Annotated in this window: 20 protein-coding genes; 11 read left to right on the top strand and 9 right to left on the bottom strand. The window is 66.9% G+C overall.

Features of this window, described 5'->3' with window-relative positions; all coding sequences use genetic code 11:
• Positions 1 to 7: 7 nt before the first annotated feature.
• The 5 genes from ACT54L_RS08715 to ACT54L_RS08695 form a co-directional block, all read right to left on the bottom strand.
• Positions 8 to 637, bottom strand: coding sequence for a TetR/AcrR family transcriptional regulator (locus ACT54L_RS08715; protein ID WP_476085150.1), 630 nt, complete (start codon positions 635 to 637; stop codon positions 8 to 10).
• A 258-nt stretch (positions 638 to 895) separates the two neighbouring features.
• Entirely contained in the window at positions 896 to 3,232 is a 2,337-nt protein-coding gene (locus ACT54L_RS08710) for a hypothetical protein (protein ID WP_476085149.1), read from the bottom strand.
• On the bottom strand, positions 3,232 to 5,670 hold the full coding sequence (locus ACT54L_RS08705; RefSeq protein WP_476085148.1) for a glycosyltransferase family 2 protein: 2,439 nt from the start codon (positions 5,668 to 5,670) through the stop codon (positions 3,232 to 3,234). Before ACT54L_RS08705 ends, ACT54L_RS08710 begins: the two co-directional genes overlap by 1 nt.
• A complete protein-coding gene (locus ACT54L_RS08700) occupies positions 5,667 to 6,311 on the bottom strand; it encodes a class I SAM-dependent methyltransferase (protein ID WP_476085147.1) in 645 nt (214 codons plus the stop codon). Before ACT54L_RS08700 ends, ACT54L_RS08705 begins: the two co-directional genes overlap by 4 nt.
• 123 nt (positions 6,312 to 6,434) lie before the next feature.
• On the bottom strand, positions 6,435 to 8,171 hold the full coding sequence (locus tag ACT54L_RS08695) for a tetratricopeptide repeat protein (protein ID WP_476085146.1): 1,737 nt from the start codon (positions 8,169 to 8,171) through the stop codon (positions 6,435 to 6,437).
• A 165-nt stretch (positions 8,172 to 8,336) separates the two neighbouring features.
• Here ACT54L_RS08695 and ACT54L_RS08690 point away from each other — a divergent pair, with 165 nt between their 5' ends.
• Positions 8,337 to 9,206 carry a 4-(cytidine 5'-diphospho)-2-C-methyl-D-erythritol kinase gene (locus ACT54L_RS08690; protein WP_476085145.1) on the top strand — a complete coding sequence of 290 codons (870 nt, stop codon included), beginning with the start codon at positions 8,337 to 8,339 and terminating at the stop codon, positions 9,204 to 9,206.
• A 27-nt stretch (positions 9,207 to 9,233) separates the two neighbouring features.
• Here the strand turns inward: ACT54L_RS08690 and ACT54L_RS08685 are convergent, their stop codons facing one another.
• A complete protein-coding gene (locus ACT54L_RS08685; protein ID WP_476085144.1) occupies positions 9,234 to 10,241 on the bottom strand; it encodes a polyprenyl synthetase family protein in 1,008 nt (335 codons plus the stop codon).
• A 149-nt stretch (positions 10,242 to 10,390) separates the two neighbouring features.
• On the opposite strand from ACT54L_RS08685, the gene ACT54L_RS08680 reads away from it, so the two are divergent.
• From ACT54L_RS08680 to ACT54L_RS08650, 7 genes are all read left to right on the top strand, one after another.
• Positions 10,391 to 10,618 (top strand): putative signal transducing protein, encoded by a 228-nt coding sequence (locus ACT54L_RS08680; protein ID WP_476085143.1) that lies wholly within the window; start codon positions 10,391 to 10,393, stop codon positions 10,616 to 10,618.
• Complete coding sequence (locus ACT54L_RS08675) at positions 10,605 to 11,363, top strand: tRNA1(Val) (adenine(37)-N6)-methyltransferase (RefSeq protein WP_476085142.1); 759 nt, start codon at positions 10,605 to 10,607, stop codon at positions 11,361 to 11,363. Before ACT54L_RS08680 ends, ACT54L_RS08675 begins: the two co-directional genes overlap by 14 nt.
• A gap of 460 nt (positions 11,364 to 11,823) precedes the next feature.
• Positions 11,824 to 13,413: a hypothetical protein gene (locus ACT54L_RS08670; RefSeq protein ID WP_476085141.1), complete on the top strand. Its 1,590-nt coding sequence runs from the start codon at positions 11,824 to 11,826 to the stop codon at positions 13,411 to 13,413.
• 139 nt (positions 13,414 to 13,552) lie between these two features.
• Positions 13,553 to 14,455: a S49 family peptidase gene (locus ACT54L_RS08665; protein WP_476085140.1), complete on the top strand. Its 903-nt coding sequence runs from the start codon at positions 13,553 to 13,555 to the stop codon at positions 14,453 to 14,455.
• A 68-nt stretch (positions 14,456 to 14,523) separates the two neighbouring features.
• The gene (locus ACT54L_RS08660; protein WP_476085139.1) at positions 14,524 to 14,712 is read left to right on the top strand and encodes a hypothetical protein; all 189 of its coding nucleotides are present in this window, start codon (positions 14,524 to 14,526) and stop codon (positions 14,710 to 14,712) included.
• Between the two features lie 153 nt (positions 14,713 to 14,865).
• A complete protein-coding gene (locus tag ACT54L_RS08655) occupies positions 14,866 to 16,080 on the top strand; it encodes an efflux RND transporter periplasmic adaptor subunit (protein ID WP_476085138.1) in 1,215 nt (404 codons plus the stop codon).
• Positions 16,077 to 18,068, top strand: coding sequence for a MacB family efflux pump subunit (locus ACT54L_RS08650; RefSeq protein WP_476085137.1), 1,992 nt, complete (start codon positions 16,077 to 16,079; stop codon positions 18,066 to 18,068). Before ACT54L_RS08655 ends, ACT54L_RS08650 begins: the two co-directional genes overlap by 4 nt.
• 69 nt (positions 18,069 to 18,137) lie before the next feature.
• On the opposite strand, the gene ACT54L_RS08645 is transcribed toward ACT54L_RS08650, so the two are convergent.
• Together ACT54L_RS08645 and ACT54L_RS08640 are read right to left on the bottom strand one after the other, a co-directional pair.
• Positions 18,138 to 19,127, bottom strand: a complete 990-nt coding sequence (locus tag ACT54L_RS08645; RefSeq protein ID WP_476085136.1) for a Bug family tripartite tricarboxylate transporter substrate binding protein — start codon at positions 19,125 to 19,127, stop codon at positions 18,138 to 18,140.
• A 224-nt stretch (positions 19,128 to 19,351) separates the two neighbouring features.
• A complete protein-coding gene (locus ACT54L_RS08640) occupies positions 19,352 to 21,763 on the bottom strand; it encodes a transketolase (RefSeq protein WP_476085135.1) in 2,412 nt (803 codons plus the stop codon).
• 138 nt (positions 21,764 to 21,901) lie between these two features.
• On the opposite strand from ACT54L_RS08640, the gene ACT54L_RS08635 reads away from it, so the two are divergent.
• Both ACT54L_RS08635 and ACT54L_RS08630 read left to right on the top strand, forming a co-directional pair.
• Positions 21,902 to 22,363 (top strand): Lrp/AsnC family transcriptional regulator, encoded by a 462-nt coding sequence (locus ACT54L_RS08635; RefSeq protein ID WP_476085133.1) that lies wholly within the window; start codon positions 21,902 to 21,904, stop codon positions 22,361 to 22,363.
• An 84-nt stretch (positions 22,364 to 22,447) separates the two neighbouring features.
• Positions 22,448 to 23,248, top strand: a complete 801-nt coding sequence (locus ACT54L_RS08630) for a DUF72 domain-containing protein (RefSeq protein WP_476085132.1) — start codon at positions 22,448 to 22,450, stop codon at positions 23,246 to 23,248.
• Here ACT54L_RS08630 and ACT54L_RS08625 read toward each other — a convergent pair.
• Positions 23,241 to 23,672 (bottom strand): ion channel, encoded by a 432-nt coding sequence (locus tag ACT54L_RS08625; protein WP_476085130.1) that lies wholly within the window; start codon positions 23,670 to 23,672, stop codon positions 23,241 to 23,243. The two genes, ACT54L_RS08630 and ACT54L_RS08625, sit on opposite strands and share 8 nt — an antisense overlap.
• A gap of 258 nt (positions 23,673 to 23,930) precedes the next feature.
• On the opposite strand from ACT54L_RS08625, the gene ACT54L_RS08620 reads away from it, so the two are divergent.
• Complete coding sequence (locus ACT54L_RS08620; RefSeq protein WP_476085129.1) at positions 23,931 to 24,191, top strand: hypothetical protein; 261 nt, start codon at positions 23,931 to 23,933, stop codon at positions 24,189 to 24,191.
• Positions 24,192 to 24,448: the final 257 nt, after the last annotated feature.

The raw sequence follows: 24,448 nt of genomic DNA, 5'->3' as shown, positions 1-24,448 counted from the left end.
GAGCGGGTCATGTTGCGTCTTCCTGCGCTGCCGGCGCGGGCGGGAGCATGCGGCCCACCAGGGCGGACAAGGCGGGCAGGCGATCGATGATGTTCCATTCCGGGTGCAGTTGGTTGTTGAGCACCAGCCCATCACCCACGGCCTGAAGCAGGATCATCAGGTCTTCGATGTCGATCCCGGCATCGATCTGGCCTTGCTCCCGGGCCGTCGTGAGCGCGGCGCGGAGCATGTCGCGCGATTCGGCCTCCACGGGCTCCAGAGCCGCGCGCAGGCGCTCGTTACGGATGGCCTCGGCCATGATTTCGGGACCCAGCCGGGCGCACATCATGGTGTCCTCGGTCAGGACCGCGGACATGGAGGAGGTCAGGCCGTCCAGCAAGCTCGGGGCTTCGGCCAGCTGATGGAACAGCCGCGCGCGCTCCGCCCGTTCCCCTTCCACGATGGCGCCGATGAGGGATTCCTTGGAGGGGAAGTAGCGATAGAGGGCACCGGGGCTCATCCCCGCCTCGGCGCAGATCTGCTGCATGGACGTGCCGTGGAAGCCCGACCGCGCAAAGCAGGCGACCGCGGCCGCAATGATGCGCCGCTGCTGGTCGCTGCGATGGTCGGTGGGGGAAGTTGCTACGACATCGTGCACGCGCAGCCTCGCTTGCGAATGAATGTTCGCTCACATATGGGCCGGGGTCCATGAGGTCAAGAGCGAACGTTCGTTCGCATGACGTGTGGGTAGAGGTTTTGGATCAGTCCCTGGCGCTGGAGCAAGACGGAAGGGGGAGAGGCCGCACCAACGGGACGGGTCCGGGCGGGGCCATCGCTCGACCCGGACGCGGGAAGGCGGCACCCCGCCCGTCCGCAATGCCAGGCTCGTGCTGAGATGTACGCAGGTGGTGGAGCTTCAAAGCCCGACCGGCAGCGCCCCGCCTTCGGGCCGCTCGGCCCGACGGGCCACCGGAGCGGGAGGCGGCCAGGCGAGGGCGGAATAGGGCACGCCGTCTTGCGTCAGGAGCGGGCTGTAATAGGGGTCGCTGGCCAGTTCGGCGCTCCACCGCGCCCGCAGGGCGCGCAGTTCCCGCTCCCGGCGCTCCCGCTGCAAGGAACCGCGCCCGACCGGCCCCGCCAGCTCGATGGTGGTGCGGGCGTGGGGCGTGAGGATGAGGCGTCGGCCCAGCGCCCGCAGCCGCAGGCTGAAATCCACGTCGAACAGGAAGGAGGGGAAATGCTGTTCGTCCAGCCCGTCCAGCGCACGGAAGGCGTGGGCGCGCAGGGCAATGAAGCGCCAGGAGAGCGCGCCGACTTCATGGGCCACCTGAAGCAGGTCGCCATAGCCGGGGTCTCGGCCCACCCGGTCCTGGAATGCCGGAAGGGCGTCGAACTTGGGGCCGAGCACATAGCCCGCATCCATCACGCCGCCGTCGGGGTCGCGCAGCAGGCTGGCGGCAGCTCCGACCCCGGGGGCCGCGAGGCGTCCCAGCAATTCATCCAGCCAGGCGCCATCCTGCGACACCACGCCCGCATCCACATGCACGAGAATGTCGCCCTGGGCGGCGCGCAGCCCCGCATTGATGGCGGAGGCGCGGCTCAGATGGATGCCGGGCACCTGGCGGAAGGCCAGGGGAAGCACCGGCGCCGGACGCGCCGGGTCCACCAGGAGAATCAGTTCCCCGGACAGGCGGCGGATGGCGGGGATGAGCGAGGCCAGGCTGCGCGAGACCATCTCCGGTTCGGCCATGGCGTTCACCACCACGGAAACCCGTCCCTGCTCCGGCGCGCGCGAGACACGCACCGCGGGCAAGGCGGCGCCGGCGGCCGTCAGGCAGGCGGCTTCCATCCGAAGCGTGCGCAGATGATCCTGCGTCGCCGCCCGCAGGCTGCCTTCTCCCTCCCGCAGCAACGGGCCGGGAAGGGTGACACCCGCGCCAATCAGGTGGAGCGGCGGCGGTGCCGCGTGGGGATGGGCATCGAAAATCGCATTGGCGAGCCGGAAGACATTGCGCGCGCCCCGGCGCAGGCTGGTTTCTAGCGCAAGCCGGCGGATGGCGAAGGCGCGGGCCGGATAGCCCTGCTCCAGAAGCCGCTCATAGTCGCACGCGGGCAGCGCCAGAGGCCAACTGCGCCCGTCCGCGCCTTCCACGTCCATGTCCAGTTGGAGCAGGTTGGCCTCGGGGTCCGCCGCAAAGGCATGGGCGATCCGGGCCAGCGTGCCCGGATGGATGCGGCTGCCGGACGGCAGGAAGAGGAAGGACTGGCAGTCCGCCCCCTCGCCGCGCACGAAATCGGCAACCGTGGCCGGGTCGAATTCCACCTGCGCCATGTCGCTGGGCACAACCCCGACGATCCAGCCTTCCGGCTGGCGGGCGAGGGTGTTGAGGCTGTCTTCCAGGTTCAGCTCGCCCAGAAGCACGATGCCGACGGGTGCCGCGTCCTGTGGGAAGTCCGGCACAGGCGCGTCCTGCGCCTCCCGCCAGGCCTCATAACGCTCAAAGGGGATGGAGCGGGGCAGCATCCGGTCGAACAGGTCCGCCCGCAGACCCTCGCTGGCGGGCGCGGACATGCGGTCGAGCGCATCCCGCAGAAGGTCGGGAAAAGCCAGAAAGGCGACGGCGCCTTGGCCGATGGCCTGGTTGCGGATGGAAAAGCGCGCCACATGGGCGACGCCGTCGGCAAAGCTGTCGGGCAGGGTGAAGTCGAACCCCCGGGCGGGGAGGAGCGATCCATCCGCCTGGGCCACGGTCCACAGGTCGGCGGCGATCTCGCGCACGTCCTCCCCATCTACGGTGACCAGGATGAAAGGCGTATCGCTGGTGGCCTTGAGCCAGCCCCGGAACCGCAGGCCCCCCAGCCATTCCACTGCGCTGGTTTCCCCGGGCACCAGCAGCCCGTCCCCCGCCACCGTCTCGGGCACGGGCAGCGCCACATCCGTATTGGCCAGACGGGCCTGGATGCGCGTTGCGCCCGCCAGCACGTCCGCGCCGAGGGCGAAGCGGAATCCGTGGCAGCCGTCCCCGATGCCGGCCTCCGCCAGGAGCGGATGGTAGAGGTCGGCCAGGCACACGGCGGTCGGCACGCCATCCACCAGCATTTCCACCGCGAGCTTTCTGCCCGGCTCGGCAGGGGCGAAGGCATAGCCTGCGAAGGAGCCGGAATCGGCCTGATAGAAAGCCGCCCAGGGCAGTTCGGGCTGCGGGTCCAGATGTGGCGCGGCCGTTGCCGCGATCTGGGGAGCGTAAGTCATCAGATCCGCTTGCTCGTGAACCACGCGTGAATGTGATCCGCAGAATCCAATGCTGCACTGCCCAATGCAAGTGCCAAATCACTACCCGGGTAAAGTGTTTTCATGCCCGGCCAAGCCATTGGCACCGGAAGGTCCGCCGCCGCCTCGACCAGGGGATAGCCCAACCCATTGGGATCAGCCACGATCAAGGCGCCAATCTTGTGTTGCAGCACCAAGCCGGTCAGTTCCTCTGCGGCAACCGGCCCCAGCGGGAAAATGAACGGCTGGCTCAGCAGCCGGGATTCACCCAGGCTCGGACCTAGGATGAAGATGCCGTCCTCCGCCGTGCGGGGGGCAAAGCGGGCCGCAAGGGCTTCGGCGAGGGCGAGGCCCGCCGCGCTGGGCACCGGGCTGATGAGGCCGATGGCCCGCCCCGCAACGGCGTAAGGTGCGTCCCCCGGTGCACGCAGGCGGCGGATGGGCGGGCTCAGATAGTCGCGCGGGGCCCAGGCTTGCGCCCGCAACAGCGCATCGACCGCATCATTGCTGGCCTGCACCACCCCGAGATGAGGCTCGCATCCCTCCGGCCATAGGCCGTGGCCGGCCGGCTCGCCTTCCCGATCCAGACCCGTGCGCAGGTCCACGATCCGCACATCAATGGGCCGCTCCAGTGCGCACAGCATCGCCCAGAGCGTGGAGGGTAGGGGCTCGTACGCGAGCACTTCCACCTCGGCGACGCCACAGGCCCGCAATTGCTCCAGCAGTGCGCCGTCCTCGGCGCCGAGGTGGAAGGGCAGGCGCCAGGGGCCGTCGCCGTCGGGCGCGGTGAGGCGGGCGGTGGCGGTGGGGGCCGCGCTGTCCAGTTCCAGGTGCAGGGCCGGCAGGCTGCGCCCGGGGATCTGGCGCGCCAGCGGCGCGAGCCGCGGCCCCGCCACCACCAGGCGCCGCGCGCGGCCGTCGGCCGGCAGGCCGCAGGCGATGGCGGCCCGCAGGTCCGCCAGGGGGTCGGCATGAACGAAGGCCGCGCAGGCGGCCCGGTAGGTGGGAAAGCGCTCGGCCAGGCGCGGCAGGTTGCGCATCACGAGGCTGCGCTTGTCCCCCTTGAACGAGCGCGTGCCTTCATGGCCGACGAAGATGTCCCCGGCGCACACATTGCGCCAGCCGCGCGCGCGGGCGCGCAGGCAGAAATCCGCATCCTCCAGATACCCGCGCCCCCAGCCCTCCGAGAGCACCGGCACATCCGCAAGGCAACGGCGGGTGATATAAAGGCAGAAGCCAATGCCGCTCGGCAGGTCGCGCACCTGCCCCGCATTCACCCGCGCCGCCACCGCGTCGATGGTGGCCAGCCGCTCCGGCTCGGGCAGGGGATTGGCGAGGAACGGCCGGGGCAGGCTTACGAACTCGCCATTGTTGGACAGTGGAACCACCGTGCCGATGTCGGGCGCGCTGTAGGCTGCCGCCGCAAGGCGCTCAACGAAACCACCCGGCACCACTGTATCGGCATTCAGAAGGATGACGTCGCCGCCGGGAATGGCGTCAAGCCCCCGATTGACAGCCCCCACGAAGCCGAGATTGACGGCATTGCGCAGCAGGAGCGTGTCGCGAGCCTCCAACTCGTCGAGAAACGCAGCGATGGCCGGATTGGGGGTGGCGTCATCCACCAGCACGAGATGCGTGCCGGGCGGGCGATGGGCCAGCACGCTTTCGATGCACCGGACGGTGGCCGCCACATCGTCATAGACCGGGATCAGCACGGTGACCGCAGGCTCCGCCTCTGGGGCGGGGCGCGCGGCGATGGTCCGGGGGCGCGCACGGCGCGCCTGCGCCATTACGACACCGTCCATCTCGACCCGTGCGAGGAGGGTCGCGGACGAGATGGACAGGAAAATGTCCGCCGCATGCTCGAACGGCCCTTGGAGCGGGTGACCCGCCGCCGGGGCCAGCGGGAGGCGGGTGTCGTCTCCCTGCGTCTCCATCACCAGCTCGGCCGCCACATCCGCCGCCCAGGCGGCTCGCCCTTCCAGCCCCGCGGCGGTGAAGCGCAGGCTGGCATGACCCAGCGCGCCATCCGCTTTCAGCGCCGCCAGGGCGGCCTTCACATCCGAGGCGCGCGGGCTGGAGGCCAGCACGATGGCTGCCGCCGCCATGCGGCTTGTCTCGTCGGGGGCATGGCTGAGGATGAGAGCGGCGGCGTCGGGATGGTTGGGGTCGATGCCGAGCGCGTTGGCGGCGTCAGAGAGCGCCGGCTCCACCAGGTCGAGGGCAAGGAAGGCCCGGGCCCGCAGAACCAGGCTGTCCGGGTCGGGAACGGCGGCAATCCGGCAGGCCCGCTCCGCATAGGCCAGGGCCTCCTGGGCGCGCCCCTCCGCCAGGCACCGGCCGATGGCCGCGGGAAGCTCGCGGTCCGACAAGGCGCGCGCCGCCATGCCGGAGGCGGCGGTGGCGCGCGCGGGGATCATCGGGCGTAAGCAGGGATCGCCTGCGGCTCGTCCTCGAACAGGGCATCGAGCGGCGGCACGACTTCAAGGGTCCGGCGCGCCAGATCCATGGTGCTGGCGGCCCCCACCACCCAGAGGTCAAACGTGGCGGTGAGCCCGCGGGCCTCGGCAAAGCCGGCCTGCACCAGGTGGTCGCCCAGCCGCTTCAGCGAGAAGGCCGTGTTGTGGGCCATGTAGCGCTGACCGGCGGCGATGGAGGCGCCATGGCCGAACATCATGTCCACGGGCGTGATGGGCCCCGCGCTGGAAATGTAGGCGGGCTCGTCCAGCTTGCCGCTGACAATCAGTCGCGCCACCGCCTCGATGTCGGGGCAGGTGACGAGCAGAAAGCCGTCGGGCTTCAGCACGCGCCGGATTTCGCGCAGGGCCGGCTGGACTTCGTGGGCGTGGAGATGCTCCACATTGTGGGATGACCACACCGCATCGAAGCTGGCCGTGGGCACTTCCCACATGTCGACGATGGAGCCGACAATGTCGGGTTCCACATTCTTGTCGATGTCGAGGCGCACTTCGTCCCATTCGGGGCCGTGAAATGCGCGGTGCAGGCGGGACTTGGACTTAGGACCGCAACCTATATTCAGGACGCGCCGTTGCAGCGTCATGCTGTCTGCTCCTTTCGCCCACCACCGCCGCCCGCCCGGCGTGGGTTCGGCATCATGGAAGCCTGTTCACCCAACTTCTGCGCGCCGGCTTTGCCGACGCGCCTTCTCCCGCTCGGGCGATACTCAACCGCCCTTCTGTTGCTGGGCCTGATCCTGCGTCTGGTTGTCTACCGCGTCGAGACCACTTTTGATCTTCTTGAGGATCTTATCCAGGTCCTCCGGCTCGGGCTTAAGGTCGCGGGCATGGTTCCACTGGAAGGTGGCTTCCAGCTGCCGGCCCACTTTCCAATAGGCGTCGCCGAGATGGTCGTTGATGACCGGGTCCTGCGGCTTCAGCTCCACCGCCCGTTCCAGCTCGGTGACGGCATCGTCATAGCGGCCCAGGCGAAAATAGGCCCAGCCCAGGCTGTCGACGATATAGCCGTCATCCGGCCGCAGCGACACGGCCTTGCGGATCATGTCGAGGCCCTGGTCCAGGTTGATGCCCTGGTCCACCCAGGAATAGCCGAGATAATTCAGGACGTGGGGCTGGTCGGGGTAGAGTTCCAGCGCCTTCTTCAGGTCCGCCTCGGCGGCCGGCCAATCCTTGCTGCGCTCTTCGCAGATGCCGCGGAAATAATAGAGCGACCAGTTGCTGCGGGTGGGCGTGGGCAGCAGGGCCAGCGCCTTGCCATAGGTGGCGGCGCAATCGGCAAACATCTTGCGGCCGCGCTCGATGCCGCCCAGCGCAATGAGGGCATCCAGATCGCGTGGGTCGGCGGCGACCAGCGCCTGAAGATGCTTGCGCGCTTCGTCGAACTTGTCGGTGGCGTCCAGATTGACCGCCAACTGCACCTCGGCATTGCGCTTCAGCGGCGAGGCGGCCGGGATCTTCTCATAGACCGAGATGGCCTTTTCCGGCTGCTTCAACTGCTCGTAGAGGTCGGCAAGGGTGAGGCCCGCAAGGGAATGCTCGGGATACAGCCAGAGCGAGAGCTGGAGATAGACCAGGGCCAGATCCTCGCCACCCTGGCGGGCGAGCGCGGCGCCGAGGCCATAGAGCACCTCGGAGGCGCCTTCCTGGGCATTGCGCACCAGGGGCGGCAAGGTCTTGCCGGCCTTCAGGTCCGCCAGCGCCGCCTGCACCAGCGGATGGCGCGGCAGCACCTTGTCGAACGCCTCATAGGCGGCGATGGCGCCGGGAATGTCATTGTTGCGCGAGGCCCAGCGGGCATAGGCGTCCACCGCCCGCAGCGAGGTGGGGTCCACCTTCATGGCCGCGTCGAGCCGCTTGCCCGCTTCCTTCTTCTGCCCGGCGGCATCCAGGATCAGGCCGGCATTGAGGTCCTTGAAGGCGATGTACCATTCCGGGCCCTGCAGGCGGTCGATCATGTCGACGCCGGCCTTGGCATTGCCCGAGCCCATCATGGTCCAGGCGGCCAGCAGCGTGGCGGTGAGATCGCCGATGGGGCCGCGCACGGAGAGAGAGAGATTGGTGCGGGCGGACTGGTAATTGCTCTTCTTGATGGAGCGAACCGCCAGGACCAGCCGCGCGATGCGGTGCGTCCGGTCGATCTTGACCATCTTTTCCGCCAGCGGCACCGCGTCGTCCACGTCGCCGTCCACCAGCATGGCGAAGAAGGCGCGCTCCATCACCTCTTCGTTGCGCGGGTCCATTTTCAGGAGCGCGCGCAGATAGGCGACGGCGGCCTCCGAATCGCGTTCGGTGCTGGCCAGGCGCGCGGCCAAATAGGCGCCCGCGACGGTCGGGTCGGTGGGCGGCGGGTAGTCGGCCCGCGCGAGAGAGGGTGCAGCCAGCGAAAGCGCCGCGCAGAAGGCAGCCGCAATGGCCTTGGGCGAGCGAGAGATTTGAATCTTCACCGTGCGAGAATCCTGGAAGGCGACGCTGGCCTTAGCAAATGCACACCCCGTGGCGGGAGGATGGCCGCTTTCGCACCGCCCCGCAAGTTTCTTGGCCGGTTTCCCGGCGCGGCGCAAAGACTGGGCGCTTGCCGCGCCCCGGCCGCCGCGCCATAAGCCGCTGCCATGAGCAAGCTTGTGGCGCGTGCGCCGGCAAAGGTCAATCTGACGCTGCGTGTGCTGCGGCGCCGGAGCGACGGTTTTCATGATCTTTCAAGCCTTGTCGCCTTCGCGGGCGTCGGGGACCGGCTCACATTCCATCCCGCCGAGACCCTCTCCTTGCACGTTGACGGCGAGGGGGCGCAGGCGGCCGGACCTGTTGATGACAATCTCGTCATCAAGGCCGCGCGGGCGCTGGCGGAGCGGAAAACCGGTCTGAAGCTTGGCCATTTCGCACTTGCGAAGCGGTTGCCGGTGGCGGCGGGGCTGGGAGGCGGCTCGTCCGATGCTGCGGCCGCTTTGCGCCTCCTGGCACAGGCCAATCAGATGGCGGCGGATGATCCCCTCCTGCTGGAGGCGGCCCGTTCGGTGGGATCGGATGTCCCGGTCTGCCTGGATCCCCGCGCCCGCATCATGGAAGGGGTGGGCGACCGTCTGTCGGCGCCGCTTGGCCTGCCGGCTCTGTTCGCGGTGCTGGTGAACTGCCGGGCGGCGGTGCCCACCCCGGCCGTATTCCGGGGGCTGGGCCTCAGGCCGGGGGAGGAGCGAGCCGGTCCGCTCCACCCGCCGCGCCTGCCGGAAACCCCCGATGCGCTCATCGCCTGCCTGTCCGGCATCGGCAATGACATGGAAGAGGCGGCTGAAGCGCTTGCCCCCGACATCCGCCTGGCCAAGGCCGCCTTGGCCGAGGGGCCAGAGGCACGGCTCGTGCGCATGTCCGGGTCGGGCGCCACGGTGTTCGCCCTCACCACCGATTGCCGGGCGGCCGCCCGTCTCGCCCGGCGGGTGAGCGCCCGCTATCCCACATGGTGGGTCAAGCCGACCGTGCTGCGCTGAGGGGCGGGGGCCGGGAGGCCACCGCCGTCAATGTGCGCGGGAGATGCAGAAGTCCACGGCCTCGCTGAGGGCGTCCTTGGCGGGACCGTTCGGGAACAGGGCCAGGGCGTCCTTGGCCATGGCGCCGTAGTGGCGGGCGCGCTCGATGGTATCGGCCAGCGCCCGATGCTTGGTCAGCAGGCCGATGGCGGTGGCCAGATCCGCGTCGGAAGCCTCCCCCGTCTCCAGGCTGCGCTTCCAGAAGGCGCGCTCGTCGGCGTCTCCCCGGCGGAAGGCCAGCACCACGGGCAAGGTGATCTTCCCCTCGCGGAAATCGTCGCCCACATTCTTGCCGAGCTTGGCCTGGCTGCCGCCATAGTCGAGGGCGTCATCCACCAATTGGAAGGCGATGCCCAGATTCATGCCATAGGAACGGCAGGCGCCCTGCTCGCCCTTCGGCCGCTGGCCCAGCACCGCGCCCACCTCGCACGCGGCGGCGAAGAGTTCTGCCGTCTTGCCCCGGATGACGGCGAGATAATCGTCCTCGGAGGTCTCGGTGTTCTTGGCGGCGGCGAGCTGCATGACCTCGCCCTCGGCGATCACGCTGGCGGCGGTGGACAGAATGTCCAGGCAGGTGAGGGAGCCCACCTCCACCATCATCTTGAACGCCTGGCCCAGAAGGAAGTCGCCCACCAGCACCGAGGCCTCGTTGCCCCAGAGCTTGCGGGCGGCCAGCTTGCCGCGGCGCATGTCGCTCTCATCCACCACGTCGTCATGGAGGAGGGTGGCGGTGTGCATGAACTCCACCGATGCGGCGAGCTTCACATGCCCTTCGCCCGAATAGCCGCTCAGATGCGCGCAAGCCAGCGTCAGCATGGGCCGCAACCGCTTTCCACCGCTGGAAATGAGGTGGTTTGCCACCTCGGGAATCATAGCCACATCCGATCCCGTGCGGGCCAGAATGGTCGCGTTCACGCGCTCCATGTCCGCCTTGACCAGTTGGACCAGGGCTTCGATGGACGGCTCGTTGGGCTCGAACGGAAGGACGACGGCCAAGAGGGGCTCCCCGCTTGTCTTTCTTCGGGCCGCACCATAGGGATGAGGGGGGCGGTCGTGCAAGTCGGCAGACGCCTTTTCCGGCAATCGGGTGCCGTCGGCATGGCCCGGAGCGGTCCCCGGCGGCCGGTCGCAAGCAGGGCGGTGCGATGCGCGAACTGGTGCGAACCAACGATGTGGTGCTGATTTCCGCGGTGGAATCGCTGCTGCGTGCCGCCGGGATCGAGCCTCTGATCGCTGACACGCATGTGAGCGTGCTGGAAGGCTCCATCGGCATTTTGCCCCGCCGGATCCTGGTGGTGGACGAGGATGACGCCCCCGCCCGGCGCCTTCTCACCGAGGCCGATCTTGGCCATGTGCTCTATGACGGTCCCTGATGGCCTGACCCGCGATCACGTGCTCGGGTGGCGGCTCGCTCTTCTCCAGCCGGCGCGCGGCCACCGCGTCGGGCACGACGCCATTTTGCTGGCCGCCGCCGCGCCCGCCAGCGCCCGCCGACTGGCGGATTTCGGCGCCGGCATCGGCAGCGCGGGCCTTGCCGCCCTCGCGCGGCTGCCCGAGGCCACCGGTCATCTGGTGGAGATCGCCCCGGAGCTGGCGGCCCTCGCGGCCCGCAACGCTGAAGAAAACGGCCTTGCCAGCCGCTGTGCCGTGACCGCTGCCGATGTGGATCTGCTCGGCCGCCCGGCGGGGCCGGACGGCTTTGCCGCCGCCTTCGACCTGGTGCTGGCCAACCCGCCTTTCAATGCCGCCGCCGCCCACCAGCCCTCGCCCCGTCCCGCACGGGCGCTGGCCCACATGGCGGGGGAGGGGCTGCTGGCGCGCTGGACCCTTGCCGCCGCCCGCTGCCTGGAGCCGGGGGGCATGCTGGTCATGATCCTGCGCCCGGAGGATCTTTCGGACCTGCTCCAGGCCCTCGACGGACGGTTCGGGGCGATCGAATTGATGGGGGTGCACGCCACTCCCCACGCGCCGGCCGTGCGCCTGCTCGTGCGAGCCCGCAAGGGCCGGCGCACACCGCCCGTCCTGCTGCCGTCCGCCGTCCTGGCCGCGGAGGGCGGCGGGGAGAGCCCTCTTGCCCGAACCGTCCTGCGAGAGCTGGGGGCGCTGCCGTTTCCGTGAATGCGGCTGTCGCGTGCGGAATTTGTCTGGGGGCGGCTAAATGCCTCCATCATGCAAAAAGGGTGTTCGGTATCTTTTCGGGGGGGCGATCCAACCACCTATTTCCGTGCGCACTGGAAGACGGTCTCGCCGGATGGGCAGTTTGTACCTTGAATTGCCCCCGCCTTGGTTGAGCAGAGGCAGCTCCACACCGCACATTTGATCGCTTGGCGATTCTACGGACGCGGATTTGGCTCTAGCCAGACCCGCCTTGGGGGAAGCCGGTCAGCCGTTTTGCGCTCTTGCGTGGCGTATTTTGAGCACGTTGACGAAGTTTTTTTCGACTGTCAAAACGCTTGAGGGACGCTGAGGCATATTTAGGTGCGGTGTTGCGGATCAGGGGCCGTAGGCGTTGCGGGGCTCAAGCAAGCCGGATGTCAATGCTTGCTCTGTCTTGTTCAAGCAGAAGTGGGGGCATGTCGTGAGGCTGGGGCAAAAACTGAATTTGATAAATCCCTCTCTTTATAAGTGGGCGTTATATATTGTCTTAACGGTCATTTTAACTTTAAGTTTTTCAGAAAATTTCCTGAAAGTGGCTCCGGATTGGCAGTTCAGTACGCACCGAGATGGGTCTGAGGCGCTTGTCTTGACCAAAATATTCGCAGATGCGAATGGGATTCCGACGCCGAATGCAAATTTGGGTTTTCTCCAGCGTCCCAATTCAGCTGATCCCGCCGACGTATTGGCTGTCTATCGCCGGCTCGACCTTCCCAACGCGGTTGAACCTGCGGATTTTACTGACGTCAACTGGATAAATGGCATTGCAACCTTCGGTAGTGCGCTTATATTGAAGCGGGCGACCAGCATTGAGCTGGGGTACGCGAGCAATGAGCTGGCGATTGGACAGAGTTTGCATTTTCCAAACGGTGAGGTCAGAAATATTATCAATATAGTTCCGCAAGAAAAGTTTGTTCAAGTGTATTTCGATGGCGGAAAAATTGATGGCTCATCTCTTCATAAGCCTATTCACATTGGTGTTTCTCCTCCTCCGTCTGACTACCAATTCGTCCCGTATCCTCAGCAGTACGGATTGACTGCAATTTTTTTGTCGGGCGTGAATAAATGGGCGCCCGCCCTATTTTCGGTTAAGTCCGCTCAATTTTTCTATTCCTTCATTTCAGCGGTTTGTATTGTGGTGATATCGGTTGGATATTGGAGGGGTGTGTCCCGATTTTGTTCTGTTGTATTTTTGATTTGTATGCTCGGGTCGCCATGGTTTACGTCGGTTGCTCGCAATCTCTATTTTGCACCATTTCTGTGGCTTCTTCCGTCAGTGTTTTCGATTGGCGTTTACAATAGTAAGGATTATGGAAAAGATGATATTTTGTATTGTTGTGGTTACTTTTTTTCAATATTTTTGAAGTCGCTCTGTGGGTATGAATATTTATCTACCATTGTTTTGTTTTCTCTGTTTCCATTTTTCGTGGATCCGTTTCGTTCTGTTCCTCGGCGCACTTTGTTGGCCAATCTGGAAAAAATTATCATTATTGGAATCCTGACGATTTCCGCGTTCTTCATTGCCTTTTTGATCCATGCCAATATGAGGTCGGAGTCCATATTGGACGGCATAAGGCTTATCTTTGTTGATGCGCAGAAATACAGCGGCTTAGGGGGCAATATTAAAATGCCAGGCTATGATAAAGGCTTGGTCAGTGTTCTCGATACTTATATTTTTTCGTGGTCGACTCCGGTTATTTTCTGGCTTGATGGAAGTTTTTGGTTTCCATTTTTGATTTTTTTAAGCTCATTTTCTATTGTTATTCAGTTTTATAATAGAAGTACTGAACGTTATAGGGATTGTGCTATTATGGTTGCGGCGTTCGTGCCCCCATTGAGTTGGTTTTTTCTTCAAAGGGGGCACTCTGTCATTCATGTGCATTTGAATTATGTGTTATGGTATTTTTGCTTTGTTCCCGCGATCGTCTTCGTCAGCCTGCGGGGCGTGGAGGCTTTGTGGGGCCTTTCGCGGCGTGCGATATCGCGGGCAACGGCAGGCCGGTCAACAAGGTAGAGTGGACCGGTGAGCGCCGATGGAATGTGCTGTGATGGATCGCCGCCTCTTGGACAGGACTGGCGATTGGTGACGCGGGTGCACGGGGTTTCGATAGCCCCGCCTTGTTGAAGCCACGGGGCCTTTCTAGATAAGGATCATGACCGATCCGACCTCCGACAGCTTGCTGTCCCGCCTCGCCCGTGCCGCCGGCCCGCTCCTGCCCGCCTCCTGGCGGCGCGATCATCCCGTGGTGCCGGTGGTGCGCCTGTCCGGCGCCATCGGCATGTCCACCCCCTTCAATCCGGGCCTGAGCCTGGCCAGCGCCGCCCGGAACCTGGAGCGGGCCTTTGCGGTGAAGAAGGCGCCGGCGGTGGCGCTGATTATCAATTCGCCCGGCGGGTCTCCGGTGCAGTCGCACCTGATCTTCAAGCGCATCCGCTCGCTCGCGAAGGAGAAGGACAAGCACGTCTTCGCCTTCGTGGAAGATGTGGCGGCCTCCGGCGGCTATATGATCGCCTGCGCAGCGGACGAGATCTTTGCCGATCCCTCCTCGGTGGTGGGGTCCATTGGCGTGGTCTCCGCCGGATTCGGCTTCAACCGTCTCATCGATCGCATCGGCATCGACCGCCGGGTGCACACCGCCGGCACGCGCAAGGTGATGCTGGACCCCTTCCGGCCGGAGCGGCCGGAGGATGTGGAGCGGCTGCTCGCCCTCCAGGCTGATGTGCACCGCATGTTCATCGACCTGGTGCGCGAGCGGCGGGGCGCGGTCCTGAATGGGCCGGAGGAGAGCCTTTTCTCCGGGGAGTTCTGGGTCGGAACACAGGCGGAACAGCTCGGCCTCATCGATGATCTCGGCGACCTCCGCACGGTCCTGCGGGCCCGCTATGGCGACAAGGTGCGCACCCCCCTGGTGACCCAGGGGGGCTGGTGGCCCCGCCGGGTGGGGGTGGGCTCCGGTCGCCTGGAAGCCCTTGCCCCCGCTTTCGGGGCGGGGGTGGCCGACGCCGCCCTGGCGCGGCTGGAGGAGCGGGTGCTGTGGTCGCGCTACGGGCTCTAGCCCGGGGCCGCCGAAAGGCCCTTTCTGTTTCAATCGGTTGACGTGAAATCTCGGTCGGAGCAGCTGCCATGCCGCCCTTTCTCATCGCCGCCGCCGGGGTGATCGGCGCCCTCGCCCTTGCCCGGGTGATCACCCGCGAGGCCCGGCGGGTCAACGACATCCTCGACTCCCGCCGGGCGCCCCCTGGCGAGGAGCCGGTGGAACGCCTGGAGCGGGACCCCAAGACCGGGGAATACCGGCCCCGCCCCCGGGCCTGAGGGGGCGTCAGGACGTGCCGGGATCAGGGGCGCGGGGCCTTGATCTGGAACGGTTCTGAACGGGAAAAATTACCGCAATTTCATTCAACCCGCGGCCTCCGGCGGGCTATTCTGGATCGGTCGCAATCCATGAGCCGGGCCACGGGACACCAGATGCTGCAGAAGACCGAGACGGGTGGATATGTGAAGCCCCCCGTCAAGCGCCGGGGGCGGTCGCGTTGGATGGCGGGGCTCGGCCTGCTGCTGGCGCTCGGCGTCGCGGGCGGGGGCTATTATGTCTTTGGCCGGGGCGCGGGCGGGCAGGCCCAGGAAATCGCCACCACGCCGGTGGTCCGGGGCGACATCGAGCAGACGGTGACCGCCCTCGCCACCATCAAGCCCAAGACCTATGTGGATGTGGGCACCCAGGTGTCCGGCCAATTGCGCAAGGTGATGGTGGAGATCGGCGACACCGTCCAGCAGGGCGACCTGCTGGCCCAGATCGATCCCACCGTCTACCAGACCCGCGTCCTCGGCGACCAGGCGCAGCTCGACAATCTCCGGGCGCAGCTGGCCCAGCAGAAGGCGCAATTGGAGCTGGACCGGCTGCGGGACAGCCGCGCCTCCCGGCTCCTGGCCACCCAGGCCGGCAGCCAGGACGCGGCGGACGCCACCGCCGCCACCGTGCGGATCGGCGAGGCGAAGGTCGCGGCGCTGGAAGCCCAGATCAAGCAGACCCAGGCGACGCTGGATGGCGACGTGGCCAATCTCGGCTACACCAAGATCTATGCGCCCATGTCCGGCACGGTGGTGTCCACCAGCGCCACCGAGGGGCAGACGCTGAACGCCAACCAGACCGCCCCCATCGTCCTGCGCATAGCCGATCTCGACACCATGCAGGTGTGGGCGCAGGTGACCGAAGCCGATATTCCCAAGATCAAGGTGGGCATGCCGGTCTATTTCACCACGCTCGGCATGCCCGACCGGCGCTTCTCCGCCAAGGTGGTGCAGATCCTGCCCACCCCCGACACCGTGAACGACGTGGTGCTCTACAACGTCCTCATCGACGTGCCCAACCCCGACCGGCTGCTGATGACCTCCATGAGCGCGCAGGTCTTCTTCATGCTGGATGCCGCCCGCAATGCCCTGCTGGTGCCCGCCTCCGCCGTGCGGCCGGCGGCGCGCGGGGCCCGGCGGGAGGCGCGGAACGAGGCCGTCGTGCGCGTGGTGGTGGATGGCAAGGTGGAGCCGCGCACGGTCAAGACCGGCCTCTCCAACCGGGGACAGGTGCAGATCCTGGAAGGTCTCAACGAGGGCGACCGGGTGGTGACGACGCCCGACACCACGCCCCAGCGGCCTTCCGGCCCCATGCCGCCGAGGCTGTTTTGAGCGAGACCACCTTTCCCCTCACCCACGCCGCGGCGCCCGAGCAGGCGGCCGAACCCTTGCTGCGGCTCGACCATGTCAGCAAGGTCTATCCCAGCGGCGAGAGCGTGGTCCGCGCGCTGGACGATGTCTCGCTCACCATCATGCCCGGCGAATATGTGGCCATCATGGGCCAGTCGGGCTCCGGCAAGTCCACGCTCATGCACATCATGGGCTGCCTCGACCGCCCGACCATGGGCGAATATTGGGTCATGGGGCGGGACGTCTCCGAGTTCGGGGCGGACGAGCTGGCGGCGCTGCGCTGCCGCACCTTCGGCTTTGTCTTCCAGCGCTACAATCTCCTGCCCTCCATCTCGGCGGAGGAGAATGTGGAGATCCCCGCCATCTATGCCGGCCGGCCCAAGATGGAGCGGCTGGAGCGGGCGCGGGACCTGCTGGCGCGCCTCGGCCTTGCCGAGCGGGCGGACCATCGCCCCTCCCAATTGTCCGGCGGCCAGCAGCAGCGCGTCTCCATCGCCCGCGCCCTCATGAACGAGGCGCCGGTGGTGCTGGCGGACGAACCGACCGGCGCGCTGGACAGCCGCTCGGGGGCCGAGGTGCTGGCGCTGCTGGCCGAGCTGAACCGCGAGGGGCGCACCATCCTGCTCATCACCCACGACCCGCAAGTGGCGGAGCATGCCAACCGGGTGGTGCGGCTTCAGGACGGCCATATCGTCTCGGACGAGACCAAGGTGCGCACGCCGGTGCGGCCGGAGGCGGCAGAGGCCGCCAAGCGGCTGAAGATGCGCAACAATCTCCTGCCTGATATGGCCGACGCGGTGAAGATGGCGTTCCGCTCCATGCGGGCGAACCTGTTCCGCACCATCCTGACCTTGCTCGGCGTCATCATCGGCGTGGCGGCGGTCATCGCCATGCTGGCCATCGGCCAGGGCAGCAAGCAGTCGGTGCTGGACCGCATCGCTGCCATGGGCACCAATCTCCTGGTGGTGCGGCCGGGGGCGCCGGGCATCCGCAGCACGGGCGCCAATGCATCGCTGACGCCCGAGGATGCGGACGCCATCGCCGCGGAGGTGCCCAACATCCTCGCCGTGTCGCCGGAACGTTCCGCCACGGCCACGGCGCGGGTGGGCAATATCGATTATGCCACCCAGATCCAGGGCGCGAGCCCCGGCTATGTGGTGGCGCGGGAATGGCCGATCGCCCAGGGCACCATGTTCACCGACGCGGACATGGACAGCTATGCGCCCGTCGTGGTGCTCGGCCAGACGGTGGCGCGGGTGATGTTCCCCGATGGGCGGAGCCCCGTGGGGCGCTACATCCTCATCAAGAACGTGCCCTATGAGGTGATCGGCGTGCTCGCCCCGCGCGGGGCCAACGCCTTCGGCATGGACCAGGACGACCTGGTTCTGATGCCGCTCTCCACCGGCTTCATGCGGGTGTTCGGCCGGCGTTATCTGAATGCCGCAACCGTGGCCGTGCAGGATGTGGACCGCATCGACGAGACGCAGGAGGCCATCACCGTGCTGCTGCGCCAGCGGCACAAGGCGGACGATTTCCAGATCCGCAACACCGCTTCCATCCTGGAGACCGCCACCGCCACCGCCGATACGCTGACGCGGCTCTTGGGATCGGTGGCCGCCATATCGCTGCTGGTGGGCGGCATCGGTGTGATGAACATCATGCTGGTGAGCGTCACCGAGCGCACGCGGGAGATCGGCATCCGCATGGCCACCGGCGCACGGCGCTCCAACATCATGCTGCAATTCAACACCGAGGCGCTGGTGATCTGCGGCTTCGGCGGGCTGGTGGGGGTGGCGCTGGGGCTCGGGGCGGCGCTGCTGCTCAAAAGCTTCGGCGCGCTGGTGATCCTCAGCGCCGGCCCGCCGCTGCTGGCGTTCGCCTGCGCCTTCCTCACCGGCTTCGTGTTCGGCTATCTGCCGGCGCGCAAGGCCTCCCGGCTCGATCCGGTGGCGGCGCTGGCCTACGAATAGGCCGGCGCCGGTCTTTGAAGCGCGCAAGACGCACGCCCGGACACGCCGGGCGCCCCGCGCGCTGTCGGCTCACTCCACCTTGCCGATGGCCTGCACGGCCTTCACCAGGCGGGCGCTGTCGGCGGCCACGAAGGCCGTGAACTGCGCCTCGTCCAGATAGGCGGGCGGGCTGCCGGCATTTTCCATGATCCGCACCACCTCGGGCGACTGCACGGCAGTCTTCACCGCCGCGCCCAGCTTCTCCTGCACGGGCTTGGGCACGCCCACCGGCAGGAAGAGGCCGGCCCAGATGTAGAATTCCACATCCTTGTAGCCCAGCTCCTGGAAGGTGGGCACGTCGGGATAGGCCTCCGCCCGGGTGGCGCCGAAGCAGGCCAGCACCCGCAGCTTGTCCTGGAAGGGCTTCAGCGGCCCGGGCGCGGAGGCGAGCGCCTGCACCTGCCCGCCCACCAGGGCCGTCAGGGCCGGTCCGCCGCCCTGATAAGGCACGTGCAGCATGTCGATGCCTGCGGCAGTGGTGAACATGGCCATGGACACATGGAGCGTGCCGTAAAGGCCGGACGAGCCATAGGTGATCTTGCCGGGATTGGCCTTGGCATCGGCCACAAGGTCCGCCACCGACTTCCAGGGGGCGGAGGCCGGAACCACCAGCACGGTGGGGTCCGCCAGCACGCGGGCCAGCGGCTGAAGCTGGCTCATCTCATAGCTGGAGGTCCGGCCGGAGATGCGCGCCGCTTCGGGCAGCACGGCGACCGAGGACAAGGTCATCAGCAACGTATAGCCGTCGGGCGCGGCCTTGGCCGCCTGGCCGTTGCCGATGGCACCGCCAGCGCCGCCTTTGTTTTCCACCACCACCGGCTGGCCGAGCAGGCCGTTGAGCGCATTGGCCACCGGCCGCGCCGCCAGATCCGCCTGCCCGCCCGGAGGGAAGGGCACGATCATCGTAATGGAGCGGGTGGGCCATTGGGCCTGCGCGTGGGCGCCAGTGGAGATCAGGCCGGCTGCGCCGCCGATGGCAGGGAGAGCCGCGATTCCTTTAAGGAAATTGCGACGATCCATTAGGCTTCCTCCAATCCAGTTCTTGTTGGATTGGACCATACGCACCGTATTGGGCGATTTCAGCAAATTTATTGGTGCACCATTATTTGGTGCACCATTTGGCGTTGCATATGTTGCTTGGAGCCTGCGCCCATCAGCCTGCATCGCAGGCTGATGGGATCACGCATGCTCTATCCATGCGGTGAGGCGAAGCCAGGGCGGCCGGCCTTGGCGGCCGACCGGCCTCACAGCGCCCGCAAATGCCGCATGGGACGGCCCGGCGCGATGGCCTGGGCGGCGGCGACGATGGCGGCGGCGTCGAGGCCATGGTGGCGATAGAGGTCGTCCAGGGTTCCGGTCTGGCCGAAATGCTCGACGCCCAGCGCCCGCACCCGGTGGCCATGCACCGAGCCCAGCCAGCCCAGCGTCGCCGGATGACCGTCGATGACGGTGACGAGGCCGCAATGGCGGGGCAGGGGGCTAAGCAGCCGCTCCACATGGCTTTGCGCCTGCATCTGCCCGCGTTCGCGGGCCCGGGAGGCGGCGGTCCAGCCGGCATTGAGGCGATCGGCGGAGGTGACGGCAAGCAGGCCCACATCGCGCCGATCCTCCGCCATCATGCCCACCGCCGCGATGGCCTCGGGCGTGACGGCGCCCTGAACGGCCACCACCACCTCGCAATTGGGGCCGGGTTCGCGCAGCCAATAGGCGCCATCTACCATATGGCGCTTCTGCGTCTCGGAAAGCGTGCGGCGGGGCTGTTCCAGGGTGCGGGTGGACAGGCGGAAATAGACCGAGCCGCCGGTCTCGTCGCGCAGCCAGTTGCGCTCGTCCGGCTCGCCGGCGCCGTCCCGCTGCACATAGTCGAAGGCGAAGTGCATGAGCACCGCCAGCTCGTCCACGAAGGCCGGCTCGAAGGAGGCGAGCCCATCCTGCGCCATGCCGATGAGCGGCGTGGAGATGGACTGGTGCGCCCCGCCCTCGGGGGCGAGCGTGATGCCGGAGGGGGTGGCCACCAGGATGAAGCGGGCATCCTGGTAGCAGGCATAGTTCAGGGCATCGAGGCCGCGGCAGATGAAGGGATCATAGAGCGTGCCCACCGGGATCAGCCGCGCCCCGAACAGGGAGTGCGACAGGCCGAGCGCCGAGAGCATCAGGAACAGGTTCATCTCGGCAATGCCCAGCTCCATGTGCTGGCCCTTGGGCGAGAAGTCCCAGTTGAAGGTGGAGGGGATACGCTCGCGCTTGAACACGTCCGGCAAGGCGCGCTCGGCGAACAGGCCGCGTCGGTTCACCCAGGGTCCAAGGTTGGTGGAGACGGTCACGTCCGGCGAGGTTGTGACGATGCGATTGGCCAGCCCGCTGTCGCCCTTGGCGAGATCCTGGAGGATCAGGCCGAAGCCGGCCTGGGTGGACAGGGTCGCATTGGGCGGGGTGGGCAGGTCCGGCACGGCAAGCGCCGGCGCCGTGAAGCGGCGGGTGCCCTCGCGGCGGAAGGGCACCTGCTTCAGGAAGGCGTCCAGCACGGCGGCGGGCAGGCGGGTGCCCTCGAAGGGCTCCCATTCCTGGCCCTGCCGGATGTTCATGGCGGCGCGCAGGCTTTCCATCTGCGCGGGCGTCATGAGGCCGGCATGATTGTCCTTGTGGCCGGCCAGCGGCAGGCCGAAGCCCTTCACGGTGTAGCAGAGGAAGCAGACCGGCCGGTCATGGTCGATGGAATCGAAGGCTTCCATGATGGTGGGCAGATCATGCCCGCCCAGATTGGTCATGAGGGCGGAGAGTTCCGCGTCCGAGCGCTTCTCGATGAGCGCGGTGACATCGCCCTGGTCGCCCAGATCGTCCAGGAGGCGCTTGCGCCAGGCCGCGCCGCCCTGGAAGGTCAAGGCCGAATATTCGGTATTGGGGCAGGTGTCGATCCAGTGCTTCAGCGCCGCCCCGCCGGGTTCGCGGAAGGCGGCCTGTTGGAGCGAGCCGTATTTCAGGATCACCACCTGCCAGCCCATGGCCTCGAAAATGCCGACGAAGCGCTCATAGAGCCCCTCGCGCACCACGGCATCCAGGCTCTGGCGGTTATAGTCGACAATCCACCAGGTGTTGCGGACGTCGTGTTTCCAGCCCTCCAGCAGGGCCTCGAAGACATTGCCCTCGTCCAACTCCGCATCACCCACCAGCGCCACCATGCGCCCTTCCGGCCGCCCGCCGGCAAGTCCATGGGCGTGGACATAGTCCTGGGCGAGGCTAGCAAACAACGTCTGCGCCACGCCGAGGCCCACCGAGCCGGTGGAGAAGTCCACGTCGTCCGTGTCCTTGGTGCGGGAGGGATAGGACTGGGCGCCCTTGAAGCCGCGGAACGTCTCCAGCTTCTCCCGGGTCTGGTTGCCCAGGAGATATTGGATGGCGTGGAAGATGGGGCTGGCATGAGGCTTCACCGCCACCCGGTCCTGCGGCCGCAGGGTGTGGAAGTAGAGCGCCGTCATGATGGTGGCGAGGGAGGCCGAGGACGCCTGGTGGCCGCCCACCTTCAGACCGTCGGTGCTGGGCCGCAGGTGGTTGGCATTGTGGATGGTCCAGCTCGCCAGCCACAGCACCTTGCGCTCCAGCTCGGCGAGGATCTCGGTCTCAGTGGGGCGGGCGGCCTGGTGGGGGCGGGCGGCCATTTGCGGCTCCTGGAAGTGATGATCTGGTCGGTGCGCGCACTATAAGGCGGGTCGATCGCTCGTTTATGTCGAAATCGGGCTGCCCCGCCGGTGATCTTGGTCCATATTGCCACAAATGGGGCGCAACTTGGCAGAAACATGCAGATCGACGCCATAGACAGGAAGATCCTGGCATTGCTCCAGGAAGACGGCCGCATGTCGGTGGCGGAGCTTGCGGAACGGGTCGGCCTGTCCCCCTCGCCCTGCCTGCGCCGCGTGCGGGCGCTGGAGGCGTCCGGCCTCATCGATCGCTATGTGGCGGTGCTGAACCAGCGGGCCGCCGGCCTGCCGGTGAGCGTGTTCGTCTCCATCAAGCTCGAACGCCAGCGGGAGGATGCGCTTGATGCCTTCGCCGCCGCCATCCGCCGCTGGCCGGAAGTGCTGGAATGCTACCTGATGACCGGCCAGCGGGACTATCTGCTGCGCGTGGTGGTGGCGGACCTGGAAAGCTATGAGCGCTTTTTGAAGACCAAGCTCACCCGGCTGGACGGCATCGCCTCCATCGAAAGCTCCTTCGCCCTGGAACAGGTGAAATATTCCAACGTTCTGCCGCTGGCCTAGAGCCGGATCCGATCACACTGCATCGTCATGCGACCCAGTGTGATCGGTGAATCCGTCGCTTTTCAAAGTGATAGAGGACGAGACATGAGCATCCGGGTCGGTATCGGCGGGTGGACCTACGAGCCCTGGCGGGACACGTTCTACCCCAAGGGCCTGCCCCATGCCCGGGAACTGGAGCATGCCGCGCGCGCCGTCACCTCCATCGAGGTGAACGGCACTTTCTATCGCACCCAGACGCCCAAGACCTTCCGCGCCTGGGCGGAGGCGGTGCCGGAGGGGTTCGTTTTTTCCCTGAAGGCGCCGCGTTATGCCACCAACCGCCGGGTGCTGGCGGAGGCGGGGGAGAGCATCGGCAAGTTCGTGGACAGCGGCCTCGCCGAGCTCGGCGACAAGCTCGGCCCCATCAACTGGCAGTTCGCCCCTACCAAGGCGTTCGATCCCGACGACTTTGCCGCCTTCCTGGACCTGCTGCCGGAAAAGGCCGGCGGGCTCGCCCTGCGCCACGCGGTGGAGGTGCGCCATGAGAGCTTCTGCTGCCCCGCTTTCCTCGATCTGGTGCGCGCCCGCAATGTGGCGGTGGTGGTGGCGGATAGCCCGGACTATCCGCAGATCGCCGATGTCACCGCCGATTTCGTCTATGCCCGCCTCCAGGATGCCAAGGCGGAGATCGAGACCGGCTATGAGGCGGCGGCACTCGATGACTGGGCGGAGCGGGCGCGGCGTTGGGAAAAGGGCGAGGCGCCGGAGGGGTTGAGGACAATCGCGCCTCACCCGGCTGGCACGGCGAAGAAAAAGCGCGACTGCTTCCTCTATTTCATCAACGGCGCCAAGGAGCGGGCGCCGGCGGCGGCTCAGGCGCTGCTGGCGCTGCTGAAAGCTAATTGATCCGCAACAGCCGCAACACCCGGGAGAGGACCGCGAACATAAGGGCCGTGGACCAGCCGAACAGCAGCATGCCGTTGGCCGCCGTCAGCGGGCCCAGGATGCGCCAGTCGGCGGAAGGCAGGACGTCGCCATAGCCGAGCGTGGTGAAATTCACGAAGGCGAGGTAGAAGGCATTATATGGCGGATCCACGGCCCCGACCAACACATAGGCCAGCGCCCAGATGCGCACCTGGACGATGTGAGCGAGGGTCAGCACGGCGGCCGCCATCATCATCACCACCATCAGCGTCCAAACCCGCCGACGCCCCGAAAGGCGCCCCGAAACCGTACGCAACAGGCGAATGGTGACGACCGTTGCCAGCGCCTGGAGGCTGATATTGATGAGGCTGACGACCAGCCCGTACCACAATTCCAGTGTGACCATGCCGCCCCGCCCCCTTGCAGACCGCTCTGCCGCCCGCCTTGTCCCCGGCCGCAAGCCCCGTGCCCCGGCGCCGTTGGGGTGCCCTCCCGGCACCTTGGTCGCCGGCCTTTGGAAGGGCGTCAGGCTCCGGCCGGCATTCTTCTGCTCAGTTCAAGCCGGTTTCGCAACTGGGACGCGCGCCACAAGCGGGGAACAAAGTACGGCGGGCGGCGTTCCCCTGACGCTTGGGGGAGACGTGCAGAAAAGGAGGGCAAGCTGATGGACGAGCCCCATACCCACCCGGAGGACACCGGCACGGCAGGCGGCGTAGCCCTGCTGCAATATTGGTCCGCCTCGCGCTCGGTGAGTGCGCCGGACCAGTGGCCCGAGCCTTATGAATTTCCGACCGTCGACGATGCCGTGACCTTCGCCATGACCCAGGCGCCGGCGGACCACGAGGTGGCGTGGCTGCGCACCCCCGATGGGCGCACCCTGAGGCCGGACCAGATCCGCCGGCTGTGGGCCATGCGGCGCATGTAGGCGCCGCAAAAGGTGCGACAGGGCGCATGTAGGCGCCGCAAAAGGGGGCGACAAGGCGCATGTAGGCGCCGCAAAAGGTGCGACAGGGCGCATGAGGCGCCCCAAAGGGAGGCGGGGTGCATGTCCGCCCCCTGATAGGCCGACGCGGCGCATCACGGCGCCACACCAGGGGCGGCAGGGCGCCTCTCTCGGCGCCCCTCCCTCCGGCCAGGGCGCGTGCGGCGCCGGTGCTGAGGGACCCTCCGGCGCATCTGGAT

Source organism: Aquabacter sp. DMC10 (assembly GCF_056314145.1).
This window is presented reverse-complemented; position numbering and strand designations above follow the sequence as displayed.